The following is a 12,633-nucleotide window of genomic DNA, read 5'->3' as shown; positions in this document are numbered from 1 at the left end:
CGACTCGACTACCACGCATAGTCGACTATCTGAGATAGTAGAGGTCGGTGCCCGCGACAGTGACAGGAGAATCCCTATGCCCACCGAGACCACGAACCGCCCGAAACCGTCGAACCGTTCGAGGTCGTCATGGGTCGTGCCGGTCGCCGTGTTGACCCTGGCTGCTGTCCTGATCGCCGTGATCGTGGCGGTGAACTGGAGTGGCACGACGGCCGAGGAGGGGGGCTCCCCGTCGGATAGCGGCGCGCCGACGGAGGTGCAGAACCCCGAGCAACCGGACCTGTCTGCGGCCGAGACCAGGGACGAGGCGGACCTGCTCGCGGCCGGGCCCGTGGATGCGCCGGTGGTGCTGGTGGTGTTCTCGGACTATCAGTGCCCGTTCTGCGCGCGGTGGAGCGAGCAGACACTGCCGTCGATGATGGAGCACGTCGACGCCGGGGATCTGCGGATCGAGTGGCGCGACATCAACGTGTTCGGTCCCGCGTCCGAGCGCGCAGCGCGGGCCTCGTACGCCGCCGCCCTCCAGGGGGCGCTCTGGGAGTACCACGACGCCCTGTTCGAGGACGGGGAGCGCAGGTCCGAGAGCGAGCTGAGCGAGGAAGCCCTCGTCGCCTTGGCGGGCGAACTCGGTTTGGACACCGAGCAGTTCGCCGCCGACCTGGGCTCGGAGGAGACGGCGCAGGTGATCGCCGCCAACCAGCAGTTCGGGTTCGACCTCGGCGCCACCTCCACCCCGATCTTCATCCTGGGCGGACAGCCGATCGTCGGGGCGCAGCCCACCGAGGTGTTCCAGGAAGCGTTCCAGAGCGCGCTCGACGCGGCGGAGTGAGGCGGCGTGGACATCGGACTGCTCGCCGCGTTCGCCGGCGGCACGCTCGCGCTGCTGAGCCCGTGCGCGGCGCTGCTGATGCCGGCGTTCTTCGCCTCCACGATCGGCAGCGGGCCCCGGCTGCTGCTGCACGGAGCCGTGTTCTACGTCGGCCTGCTGACCGTCCTGGTCCCCGTGGGGGTCGGAGCCGGCGCCCTGGGGACGCTGTTCGTGACTCACCGGCAGGCGATCGTGCTCGTCGCCTCGCTGGTCCTGGTCGTCCTCGGCGCGGCGCAGGCGCTCGGGTTCGGGTTCGACCCTGCCCGGCTGCTACCGGCCGGGGCAGACCTGCACGCGCAAGCGGCGTCCAAGACCGGACTCGTCAAGACGGTGCTGCTGGGCGCTGCCAGCGGCATCGCGGGATTCTGCGCTGGCCCGATCCTGGGCGCCGTGCTCACCCTGGCCGCCGCCCGCGGCGACACCCTCGCCGCCGGCGTCATGCTCGCCGTGTACGGCGCGGGCATGGTGCTGCCGCTGCTGCTGATCGCCGCGCTCTGGCAGCGCCTGGGCGCCCGTGGACGCCGGTTCCTGCGCGGGCGATCGTTCACCGTGCTGGGCCGGGAGCTGCACACCACCTCGGTGGTCACCGGGCTGCTGATCGTGGGCGTCGGGGTGCTGTTCTGGACCACCAACGGCCTGGTCGGGGCTCCCGAACTGGTTCCGCTCGACGCCCAGGCCTGGCTCCAGGAGAACACCGCGATCCTGGCGAACCCGATCCTGGACATCCTCGCCGTCGTCCTCATCGCCGGGATCGTGCTCGTGCTCTGGGCCAGACGCCGCCGTACCCACGCTCGCGCTGACGCCCAGGCGGGCGAGCACCGCGCGGAACAGTCATGACGCCGCGCCGGCGACGCTCCAGCCTTGCCCTCGCCGCCGTGGCCGCGCTGCTGGTGACCGGCTGCGGGGCATCCGAGCCCGAGCCCGTAAGAGACCCCTACTCGGTCGATGGGTCGCTACCCGTGGTGGACACCTCGGGCATGCGGCTGCCGACGCCGTTCGAGGAGCTGGAAGTCGTGGACCCCGGGTGGGACATCACTCCGCAGTACGCGGACGGGGTGTATCTGGCCGCCGGTGAACGCGACGGTGTGCTGGAGTTCACCGCCGTGGACGTCCACGGGGACGTGCTGTGGGCCGCGCAACGTCCAGCGAGCTGCACCGGGTTCGTCGTGACCACCGACGCGCACGGCCGAGCCCTCGCGATCCTGGGCGACCTCCAGACCACGGCCGACGCCCTGGCCGCGACGACTGCCACCGCCTACGACCTGACGACCGGGGAACGGGTCTGGGGTCCGGTCGAGGTGCCCGGCCCCTACCAAGGCCCCGGGCTGGTCTTCGCCGCACCTCCCGAAGGCTTCATGGGCGAGACCGGCCCACGCGTCGCGCTCGACCCCACCACCGGAGACGTCGCGGCCGACGAGTCGAGCCCCGAAGGTATCCGCATCATCGGCGAGTACCACGGCATCGTGCTGCTCACCCACGAGGACGCTCTGATCGCGCGCGACACGGCCGACGATCAGGAGCTCTGGCGCGTCCCCCTCGCCGAGCACGGCTGGACGGCGGCGTCCATCAGCGCGTCCCTGCGCCCTGCACCGGGAGACGGGCTCGCGCTCGTCGCCACCTCCGAGACCACCGGCGCGCTCCTCGACCTGGATCAGGGCAGCATCGTGAGCAGCACCGCCCGCGACGCCGCCGTAGACCCCACCACGGGGACCCTCGTCACCCTGGACGACACCGGCCTGCACGGCTATGACGCCGACGACCGACCACTGTGGTCCCTGCCTGTTGCTGCCGAGACCACCATCGCGGCGATCGGCGGCGTCTTCCTCTATCTGCGAGAGGACGGGGCGATCCGGGTCCACAACGTCCTCACCGGTGATGTCGCCCAAGCCTACGAACCCGACGGCCAAGGACCGATCATCGTGCCCACCCACATCACCATCAACGGCGCTGCACTCCTCCTCCAGGAACGACGGCACCTGGTGGCGACGATCGCTGAGTCCCCTCTGAACGAGTCCTCTCCGACGGCCAGCCACGCGGGCATGTCGATCGTGGGCGCTCGGGTCGCACACTCGACTTGAAATACCCCAGGGGGTATGAGACGGTAACAATACCCCCCAGGGTATCGATGGCATCGACGGAAGGATGAACAGTGCTTCTCGAACGCATCTACGACGAGGACCTGGCGCAGGCCGGGTACTTCATCGGCTGCCAGGCCAAGGGCGAGGCGGTGGTGATCGACGCGCGCCGCGACATCGCGGACTACCTGGCGCTCGCGGCCAAGCACGGCATGCGGATCGTCGCAGTGACCGAGACCCACATCCACGCTGACTACCTGTCCGGGACCCGCGAGCTGGCTGCGGCGGTCGGCGCCGAGGTCTACGTCTCCGGCGAGGGCGGCGCGGACTGGCAGTACGGGTTCGACGCCCGGCGTCTGTACGACCGCGACACGATCACGATCGGCAACATCACGATCCAGGCCCGGCACACGCCTGGTCACACTCCTGAGCACCTGGTGTTCCTGGTCACCGACGGCGCCTTCGCCAGCGAGCCCGGCTACCTCATCTCCGGCGACTTCGTGTTCGCCGGGGACCTGGGCCGCCCCGACCTGCTGGACGAGGCCGCGGGCGGGGTCGACACCCGCTTCGAGGGCGCGCGGCAACTGTTCACCAGCTTGCGTGAGGTGTTCCTGACCTTGCCGGATCACGTCCAGGTCCACCCGGGGCACGGCTCCGGCAGTGCGTGCGGCAAGGCGCTCGGCGCGCTGCCCTCGACCACGGTCGGCTACGAACGCGCGAACGCCTGGTGGTCGCGCCACCTGGCTGCCGACGACGAGCAGGGGTTCATCGAGGAGCTGCTCGACGGGCAGCCCGACGCGCACGCCTACTTCGCGAGGATGAAGAAGCAGAACCGCGAGGGTCCCGCCGTGCTGGGCGAGCGCGGCCCGGTGCCCGAGCTGGCCGTAGCGGAGGTGGCGCGGCGGCTGGAGGCCGACGAGATCACCTTCGTCGACACCCGCCCGCCGGCGCAGGCCCATCAGGGCACCGTTGCCGGCTCGCTCAACATCCCCGACGGCTCCAAGACCGCCACCTATGCCGCCTGGGCCTACGATCCCGAGGCCGACTCGCGTCCGCTGGTGCTGCTGGCCGAGGACCAGACCGCCGCCCAGGCGATCGCGGATCGGCTGCTGCGGGTCGGCATCGACCAGACCGCCGGCTACGTCACCACCATCGACGGGCTTCCCCGGTTCGTCCCGCCCCTCATCGAGCCGGCAGAGCTGGCAGGTTTCGATGCCGCGCTGCTGCTGGACGTGCGCCAGCGCGGCGAGTACGCCGCCGGGCACATCCCCGGCGCCACACAGCTCAGCGCCGCACGCGTCCTCTGGCACCAAGACGAGCTGCCGCGCTCCGGCACGATCGTGACCTATTGCCAGTCCGGGATGCGGAACACCGTCGCCGCGAGTGCCCTACGACGCGCCGGGCACGCTGTCGTCGAGCTCGACGGCAGCTATAACGCCTGGCGCGCATGGCAGGAGACCACCAGCGAGACCGCGCTGGCCTGACGCACAGCAGAACGATCGCATCCTCCGACGGGCGGTCGGCCCCAGCCCCTTCCATTCGCATCTCCGCTGCCCGCGGCCAGACCTGACGAGGAACCACCCCATGACCGATCCCTCCGCCGAGCTCCGAACGCTCACCGCCGAGGAGCTCGCCCAGTGGCGTCAGCTCCACGACGACCTCACGATCATCGACGTGCGGTCCCCGGCCGAGTTCGAGACCCTCCACATTCACGGCTCGTACAACGTCCCGCTGCCGCTGCTGACCGAACACGCCTCGGATCTGGCAGAGCGGCTCGGGCACCGCGCGGTACTCGTGTGCCAGTCCGGCAACCGCGCCACCCAGGCCCAGCAGCATCTCGCTGCCGCCGGCGTGCGGACGGCCAACGTGCTCACCGGCGGCGTGCCCGCCTTCGAGGCCGCTGGCGGCCAGGTGGTCCGCAGCGCAGCTCGCTGGGACATCGAGCGCCAGGGTGCGGTTCACGGCCGGGCTGATCGTCCTGGTGAGCCTGCTCGTGGCCGAGTTCCTCTGGCCGGAGTCCCGGTTCATCGCGTTCGCGCTCAGCGCCGGGCTCGTCGTCGCGGCGCTCACCGGCTCCTGCCTGATGGGCCGCATCCTCTCCCGCATGCCCTGGAACAAGGTCACGGCCAGCCCCACCGCACGGAGCGCGATCGCATCCATCCCGGTCGCGACCCAGGAACTGTGATGCCCTGGCGTGCTCCGACGTTCCGACGGCGTTCAACTGCAACGACCCCGCATCTAGGACCGGCATCGGCACGGTCGGCGTCACGACCCGCAGCACCAACCACGATGCCCGGTGAGCACGAGTGAGCGGCACCCTGATCCTCACCCTCGTGCTCGCCGTGGGTGTCGGGCTCGCGCTAGGGACGCTCGGCGGTGGCGGGTCGATCCTGACCGTCCCGCTGCTCACCTACATCGCGGGCATGCCCCCGAAAGAGGCCATCGCGGCCTCGCTGCTGATCGTCGGCGTGACCTCGTTGTCCAGCCTCGTCGTGCACGCCCGGCACCGTCGAGTCCGATGGCGCACCGGGCTCATCTTCGGAGCCGCTGGCATGGTGGGCGCCTTCGCCGGAGGACTCATCGGAGGCCAGCTCCCCGGTGCCGTGCTGATGGTGGCCTTCGCGATCATGATGATCGCCACCGCGATCGCGATGGTCACCAGAAAGCCCAGGCGCGACACCGACCAACCCACGGCCGATGCCGGGACCGAGCGCGCCCACTCGCTGCCGATGCTGCGGACCATGCTCGAAGGCATCGTCGTCGGCCTCATCACCGGGATCGTCGGCGCCGGCGGCGGCTTCCTCGTCGTCCCCGCCCTCGTGCTGCTGGGCGGCCTCAGCATGCCGGTGGCCGTGGGCACCTCACTGCTGGTGATCGCGATGAAGTCCTTCGCCGGACTCGCCGGCTACCTGACCACGGTGACCCTCGACTGGCCCCTGGTGGCCGCGGTCACTGCGATGGCCGTGCTCGGAGCGCTCCTCGGTGCGCGCCTGTCAGGACGCATACCAGCCGACGCCCTCCAGAAGGTCTTCGGCGTCTTCGTCCTGCTCACCGGAACGCTCGTGCTCGTGATCGAGCTGCCGCCGGCCTGGGCGATCGCCGCCGGAGGCCTCGGACTCATCACGGTGGTCCTCGTCCTCGTCTGCCGGCTGACCGCTCTCAACTGTCCCTTCGGCCTAGCCCGGCCGACCCCGGGCTGAACCACTTCACCTCACAACACACCGTCGCCGACCAGACTCCGGAGCCCCACCCTCATGACAACCATCGACCTCACCGAAGACGCATTCTCAGCCGCCATCACCGACCATCCCATCGTGCTGGTCGACTTCTGGGCCGCCTGGTGCGGACCATGCCGCAGCTTCGCCCCCGTCTTCGAGGCCGCGTCCACCGAGCATCCCGACATCCTGTTCGCCAAGGTCGACACCGAGGCCCAGGCATCCCTGGCCGCCGCCGCACAGATCACCTCCATCCCCACGCTGATGGGCTTCAAAGACGGCGTCCTGGTCTACTCCCAGCCCGGAGCGCTCCCGGCCAAAGCGCTCCACGACCTGATCGGCAAAATCCGCGACCTCGACATGGACCACGTGCGCGCGCAAATGCAGGCGTCCGACCCTCGCTAGAACAGGGAGCGCATCATTTCCGGGCTCAGAGTCGAGACATCGGCCGACACGCGGACGCGGGCGTCCGAGACTGCGCCCTTGCCGCTATGGGCCGCGATGCCAGTCGCCGGCGTGGCCGGGCTCGCGATGGATGCGGCGTTCCCCGCACTCGGGTGGTGGCCGCTGGCGTTCGTCTCGGTGACGTTGTCCCTGGTCACTCTCATCGGGCGACGGTCCTGGGGGGCGCTGCTGGTCGGGACAGTCTTCGGCGCAGCGTTCTGGTTTCCTCACGTGTCCTGGTCGGCGCAGTTTCTCGGGGAGCATCCGCTGAGCTGGGTCCCGTGGGTGGCCCTGGCTGGCGCGCTGACGATCTACACGGCTGTGCTGACGGTGCCGATCGCCCTCGCCTACCGATGGCTGCCGCGCCGGCGCAACGCCTTCGCGATGCGGCTGCTGGCGCTGCCGCTGCTGGTAGCGGGAGCCTGGACGATCCGCGAACTCATCATGGGCTCCTGGCCCTACGGCGGATTCCCGTGGGGACGGGTGGCGATGAGCCAATCGGAAAGCCCGATCGCTCCGGTCGCGTCATGGGTCGGCGTCTCCGGCCTGGGCTTCCTGATGGTCGCCGTGTGCGCCGCCGCGATCGAAGCAGTCCGTTGGATCGTGCGCGCGCAACCGGCACGCGGTAACGCCACCGAGCACCCGAGAACACCTCTCGCCTCGTGGGCGGCGTCGATCCCCGTGCTCGGTCTCGCAGCGGTGATGGTCCTGGTGCCGCAGTTCCCGACCAGTCACGCGGGCACCATCCGGGTGGGCGCTGTGCAGGGCAACGGCCCCGCCGCGTACGTCGATGAGCACGAACCGGGCGCGGTCCTGGAATCTCAGCTCGCCGCTTCCGCCCCTCTCGAAGACGAACAGGTCGACATCGTGCTCTGGCCCGAGGGCGGCGTCGACAGTGATCCCCTCGCCGACGAGGCCACCGCTCACGCGCTCGACGATGCAGCCGCCCGATACGACGCCCCGATCCTGCTCAACGCCGCCGCGGCAGACGGCCACCTCGTCTACAACACTTCCTTCCTCTGGACCTCGAACGGGCCGACGGCCGCGCACGCCAAACGCCATCCCGTCCCCTTCGGCGAGTACGTGCCCGACCGGTGGTTCTACGGCGCGCTCGTGCCCAGCCTGGTAGACCTCCTAGAACGCGAGTACGCCGCCGGCGTCGACACACCCGCCATCGAGGTCGACGGCGTAGAGGTGGGACTGGCGATCTGCTTCGACGTGGCCTTCGATGACGTCATTCACGAAGGCGCGCACAGCGGTGCCCAGGTGCTCATGTTCCAGACGAACAACGCCGACTTTCGCGACACCGATGAAAACCTGCAACAGCTTGCGTTCGCGCGCATGCGCGCCATCGAGACCGGCCGCAGCGTCGTCAACCTCTCCACCACCGGCACCAGCCAGGTACTCGCCCCGAACGGCGCCACGCTGGCCGCACTAGCCGCGGACGAACCCGGACTCATGATCGCCGACCTTGAGCTCCGGGACGGGCTCACCGCCGCCGTCATGTTGGCGCAGTCGATCAACACGCTGATCGTCTCAGGCACTCTCGCCGGCTTTCTCGTCCTCGCCTTCCTCCTCCTGCGAGACCGTGCATCCTCGCGACACCATCGGGTGCTGGACTCCAGCCAACGAAGCAGCAACGGCCTGCACGAGTGCGCCGACGCGCATCGCCGAGAGCGCTTGTAGCGGAAGAACGCCGTTGCCGAGCGCAGCGATCTGCTGATTAGCCGTGAGTTGATGGATCGGATCAGTGATCCAACCACTGGGGAGACCCATCAACCACTCCACGAACTCGGGCGACGGCCGCGGTCCACTAGTCCTGTCTAGCAGCGCTGGCGCGATTCGTCCTGTCACATGCTCCCATCGGGCGATGGCGCGGGCGTAGCGTCCCCAGCGGCGAAGATGTCCTCGATCAGGAACCACAGCATCTCGGGTTCGCTGCTCTTGCTCTGCAAGCCAGCCGGCCCGTTTAGCGCGAGGTCGATGATCTGATGCGAGAGCGCGATCGTCCCCCGCCTCGCCCTCACCTGTTCCAGTGACTCGCCGCCACCAGTCGAGTCCGTGGCGAGCGGCGTCCTGAACAGTGCCCCGGCTGCGGGCGAGGACGAAGACGCGAAGCCTGGGATGAGGAGCGCCGACAAGGGACGCTGGTAGGCCGATCCATTGCGTGTCATACCGCAGGCCGGCCAGATCGCCGAGTACGGCGCCGACTGCCCGGAGAGGTCGAGCTGCGAGGTCTCCCAGACCCCACGGGTCGGGTTCCACTTCGCGAAGGGCTGCATCGCCGGGGGTTGCGTGGTCGGGATTGCTTTGCGCATCGTCGTCTTCTTCTAGGGGTGCGCGGACGGCGGGTGAGGACAGCACGCCGCGCACGTTCTCGATGACGACGAGCTGGGGTTGCAGCGCGTCGATCGCGGCGGCCATGTACGACCAGAGCCCGGAGCGGGTGCCGGGCGCGAGGCCGGCGCGCTTGCCCACGGTCGAGACATCCTGGCAGGGGAAGCCTCCACAGAGAACATCGACCGGCTCGACGGTGCGCCAGTCGATGGTGGTGATGTCGCCCAGGTTGGGGGCGTCGGGTCAGTGGTGGGCGAAGATGCGGGAGACGTGTTCGTTGTTCTCGGAGAACCAGATCGTCTCGCCATCCAAGGCGTGTTCGACGGCGAGGTCGAGACCGCCGTACCCGGAGAACAGTGATCCGACCCTGAGTGGGCGAGTCCGGTCGTGAGGGTCGTGCATGAGGGCTCCGGTTGACGGGTGATCCCGGTCGGACTTCACGCATGAGGTCACCACCGGGCTGGTCAGCGACCAGGTGCGCGACCACTCGAACCGCCACCGCTTGCCTCGTCGCCGATGCCGTGACCCGCGCGCGGCGCACCACCCCCGCGTACTTCGGAATCCGTGACTCAGGCGGCGCCGCCAGCTCTCGTTCGCCGGCCCACCGAGCCATCACACGTCTTTCAGACGAGGCCGTTTCGGGCTTTGTCGCATCTGATGCGACCGGTCTCGCGGGCTCACCTGCTCTCCGAGCGCGGCCGGAAGGAGCAGCCGAGGTGACGGTTTCGATGCGCGTGATGAGCGCGGGCGATGGATACAAGTACCTGTTGAAGTCCATCGCCGCGGGCGACGGCGACCGGAGCCTGAGCACGCCGCTGACCCGCTACTACGCGGAGGCGGGCACGCCGCCGGGCTTCTGGATGGGCTCGGGGCTGGGTCGTCTCGGGCACGGCGACCTGGTCGAGGGAGGGCAGGTCTCTGAAGCTCAGCTCGCGCTGTTGGTCGGGATGGGCCATGACCCGATCACGGGCGAGCCGCTGGGCCGCGCCTACCAGCAGTTCGCGTCGATCACCGAGCGGATCAAGCAGCGCGTCGACGCCCTCGACCCCGAGTTGGGGCCGGCGACTCGAGCGCAGGAAGTGGCCGCGATCGAGGCGGAGGAAGCCGAGCGCGGCACCCGCCGCGCAGTAGCCGGTTACGACTTCACATTCAGCGTGCCCAAGTCAGTCTCCACGATCTGGGCGGTCGCGGACGCCGGCACCCAAGCCCTGATCGCGGACGCCCATCATGCGGCGGTTGCAGAGCTGGTTGCGTTCCTCGAACGCGAGGTTGCCGCAACCCGCGTCGGTGCAACCGGGCCGGACGGCGCGGTTGCGCACGTCGACGTCGCCGGTGTCGTGGCCGCGGCATTCGATCACTACGACAGCCGTGCGGGCGACCCGCAGTTGCACACCCACGTCGTCGTCAGCAACAAGGTCCTGACCGTGCAGGACGGCCGCTGGCGGACCCTCGCCGGCCGGCCGATGCACTCCGTGGTCGTCGCAGTCTCCGAGCTCTACAACGCCGCGCTGGCCGACCAGCTCACCCGCGTCCTCGGCGTCGAATGGGAAGCACGCGAACGGGGCAGGGACCGGAACCCGGCATGGGAAATCGAGGGCGTGCCCGACGAGCTGGTGACCGAGTTCTCCACCCGGTCCCGACACATCGAGGCCGAGAAAGACCGCCTCATCGCCGGGTACGTCGCCAAGCACGGCAGGCAGCCCTCCGCGCGAACGGTGCTGAAACTTCGGGCGCAGGCGACGCTCGCCACGAGGCCGGAGAAGCAGGTCCGGTCGCTGGCCGACCTCACCGCCGAGTGGCGGCAGCGCGCCGGCCGGGTGCTGCGCCGGGACGCGAACGGCTGGGCGCGCACGTTCACCGCATCCACCGCAGACGCACCGCGGCGGGTGCTGCGCGCCGACGACGTGCCGCTGGATGTGGTGCGCGAGGTCGGGCAGACCGTGATGGAGACGGTGGGCGAGAAGCGTTCGACCTGGACCCGCTGGAACCTGCATGCCGAAGCATCCCGGCAGTTGATGGGGTGGCGGTTCGCCAGCATCCAGGACCGGGAGGCGATCACCGGGCTCGTGGTCGATGCCGCCGAGCACGCTTCGCTGCGGCTGACGCCGCCGGAGCTGGCGTCCAGCCCGTTGCAGTTCCGCCGCGTGGACGGCACCTCTCGGTTCCGGCCGCACGCCTCGACCCTGTTCTCATCCGAAGTCCTGCTGGCCGCCGAAGACCGACTCCTGGCGCGTGCCGCCACAACGGCCGGGCCGGTGGTGCCGTTGGAGACGGTTGAGAGGATCGCCCGCAAGCCCGACGCACGCGGCCGGGTGCTCGGCGAGGATCAGGCCGCGGCCCTTGCCGCGATCGCGGTCTCCGGTCGGGTCGTGGACGTGCTGGTCGGCCCGGCTGGGGCCGGGAAGACGACGGCGATGAACGGGCTCCGCAGGGCGTGGGAGAAGGAGCACGGCACAGGGTCGGTGATCGGGCTCGCCCCCTCGGCGGTCGCCGCGCAGGTCCTCGCCGATGACCTCGGCATCGCCACGGAGAACACGGCGAAGTGGTGGCAGAACCACCTCATGTACGGGACTACGTTCACGGCCGGGCAGCTCGTCATCATCGACGAGGCGAGCCTGGCCGGCACGATGTCGTTGGATCGGCTCACCCACGAAGCCGAGAAGGCCGGCGCGAAAGTCCTCCTGGTCGGCGACTGGGGCCAGCTCCAATCACCCGGCGCCGGCGGCAGTTTCGCCATGCTCGTGCACGCCCGCGATGACGCCCCCGAGCTGACCGATCTGCACCGCTTCACCAACGAATGGGAGAAGACCACCTCGCTCCAGCTACGCCACGGCCGTGCCGAGGCGATCGACGCCCTGATCGAGCACGGCCGGATCACCGGCGGCGACGAGGAAGCGATGATCGACGCCGCCTACACAGAATGGCGGGCCGATCTTGCCGCCGGGCGGGCGTCGATCCTGGTGACCGAGACCCACGCGACCGTCACCGAGCTGAACGCCAGAGCGCGGGCGGATCGGATCATCGACGGCACCGTAAACCCGACCCGCGAACTGCCGCTGCGCGACGGCACCGCGGTCTCCGAGGGCGATCTGGTCATCACCCGCGAGAACGACCGGCGGCTCCGCAACGGCCGAACCTGGGTCCGCAACGGCTCCCGCTGGACCGTCACCGGAGTTCGCGAGGACGGGTCGGTCAGCATCCGCCCGGCCGGGCGCAGGTTCGGCGGCGGGATCGTCCTGCCGGCCGACTATGTGGCCGAGCACCTGGACCTCGGCTACGCGATCACCGCGCACCGCGCCCAGGGCGTCACCACCGACACCGCGCACGCGGTCGTCACCGCCACCACGACGCGGGAGAACTTCTACGTCTCCATGACCCGCGGCGCCCACAGCAACCACGCCTATGTCACCGTCGACCGAGAGGACGCAGAACACGCGGTGCCGCATCCCGGAGACAACCCGAACGTCACCGCTCGCTCGATCCTCTACGGCGTGTTGCAGCACATCGGCGCCGAGCTGTCTGCGCACGAGACGGTCGCTGCCGAGCAGGACCGCTGGGGCTCGATCGCGCAGCTCGCGGCCGAGTACGACACGATCGCGCAAGCCGCCCAGCACGACCGCTGGGCGACCTTGCTCGCCGCGTCCGGGATCACCGCCGAGCAGATCGAAGACGTGCTCGGCTCCGACGCCTACGG

General features: G+C 69.7%; 10 protein-coding genes and 2 pseudogenes. 10 read left to right on the top strand and 2 right to left on the bottom strand.

Annotation, left to right across the window (positions count from 1 at the left end; genetic code table 11):
- Positions 1 to 76: 76 nt before the first annotated feature.
- From CJ226_RS16960 to lnt, 9 genes and pseudogenes are all read left to right on the top strand, one after another.
- The gene (locus CJ226_RS16960; protein ID WP_102209896.1) at positions 77 to 829 is read left to right on the top strand and encodes a DsbA family protein; all 753 of its coding nucleotides are present in this window, start codon (positions 77 to 79) and stop codon (positions 827 to 829) included.
- Between the two features lie 6 nt (positions 830 to 835).
- Positions 836 to 1,705, top strand: coding sequence for a cytochrome c biogenesis CcdA family protein (locus CJ226_RS16955; protein ID WP_102209895.1), 870 nt, complete (start codon positions 836 to 838; stop codon positions 1,703 to 1,705).
- Entirely contained in the window at positions 1,702 to 2,946 is a 1,245-nt protein-coding gene (locus CJ226_RS16950) for a hypothetical protein (RefSeq protein WP_126892897.1), read from the top strand. The genes CJ226_RS16955 and CJ226_RS16950 overlap by 4 nt, the downstream gene beginning before the upstream one ends.
- Before the next feature lie 71 nt (positions 2,947 to 3,017).
- Positions 3,018 to 4,427, top strand: a complete 1,410-nt coding sequence (locus CJ226_RS16945; protein WP_036542718.1) for a rhodanese-like domain-containing protein — start codon at positions 3,018 to 3,020, stop codon at positions 4,425 to 4,427.
- Positions 4,428 to 4,527: 100 nt separating this feature from the next.
- Positions 4,528 to 4,782 (top strand): annotated as a pseudogene (locus CJ226_RS18635) (rhodanese-like domain-containing protein); the annotation flags it as partial.
- A 112-nt stretch (positions 4,783 to 4,894) separates the two neighbouring features.
- Positions 4,895 to 5,128: a YgaP-like transmembrane domain gene (locus CJ226_RS18630; RefSeq protein ID WP_218871006.1), complete on the top strand. Its 234-nt coding sequence runs from the start codon at positions 4,895 to 4,897 to the stop codon at positions 5,126 to 5,128.
- A 121-nt stretch (positions 5,129 to 5,249) separates the two neighbouring features.
- Entirely contained in the window at positions 5,250 to 6,143 is an 894-nt protein-coding gene (locus CJ226_RS16935) for a sulfite exporter TauE/SafE family protein (protein WP_036542721.1), read from the top strand.
- A 54-nt stretch (positions 6,144 to 6,197) separates the two neighbouring features.
- Positions 6,198 to 6,563 (top strand): thioredoxin, encoded by a 366-nt coding sequence (gene trxA / locus CJ226_RS16930; RefSeq protein ID WP_036542724.1) that lies wholly within the window; start codon positions 6,198 to 6,200, stop codon positions 6,561 to 6,563.
- Positions 6,564 to 6,659: 96 nt separating this feature from the next.
- Entirely contained in the window at positions 6,660 to 8,288 is a 1,629-nt protein-coding gene (lnt, locus tag CJ226_RS16925) for an apolipoprotein N-acyltransferase (protein ID WP_180964640.1), read from the top strand.
- Positions 8,289 to 8,452: 164 nt separating this feature from the next.
- On the opposite strand, the gene CJ226_RS18220 is transcribed toward lnt, so the two are convergent.
- The gene (locus tag CJ226_RS18220; protein WP_174235354.1) at positions 8,453 to 8,920 is read right to left on the bottom strand and encodes a hypothetical protein; all 468 of its coding nucleotides are present in this window, start codon (positions 8,918 to 8,920) and stop codon (positions 8,453 to 8,455) included.
- Positions 8,921 to 9,014: 94 nt separating this feature from the next.
- Positions 9,015 to 9,149: pseudogene (locus CJ226_RS18530) on the bottom strand (DNA cytosine methyltransferase); the annotation flags it as partial.
- 518 nt (positions 9,150 to 9,667) lie between these two features.
- Between CJ226_RS18530 and mobF the strand changes: the two are divergent.
- The coding region (mobF, locus tag CJ226_RS16915) for a MobF family relaxase (RefSeq protein ID WP_219719994.1) at positions 9,668 to 12,633 on the top strand (2,966 nt) is incomplete at its 3' end.

The organism is Microbacterium sp. UMB0228, assembly GCF_002871415.1.
Classification (GTDB): domain Bacteria; phylum Actinomycetota; class Actinomycetes; order Actinomycetales; family Microbacteriaceae; genus Microbacterium.
Note: the sequence above shows the minus strand (reverse complement) of the source record. Positions and strands in the feature narration are given on the sequence as shown.

Bases quoted from the DNA above. Each gene is read 5' to 3' on its own strand.
- CJ226_RS16950 (WP_126892897.1), top strand. From the start codon at position 1,702: ATGACGCCGCGCCGGCGACGCTCCAGCCTTGCCCTCGCCGCCGTGGCC.
- CJ226_RS18220 (WP_174235354.1), bottom strand. From the start codon at position 8,920: ATGCGCAAAGCAATCCCGACCACGCAACCCCCGGCGATGCAGCCCTTC.
- CJ226_RS16960 (WP_102209896.1), top strand. From the start codon at position 77: ATGCCCACCGAGACCACGAACCGCCCGAAACCGTCGAACCGTTCGAGG.
- trxA (WP_036542724.1), top strand. From the start codon at position 6,198: ATGACAACCATCGACCTCACCGAAGACGCATTCTCAGCCGCCATCACC.
- lnt (WP_180964640.1), top strand. From the start codon at position 6,660: ATGCCAGTCGCCGGCGTGGCCGGGCTCGCGATGGATGCGGCGTTCCCC.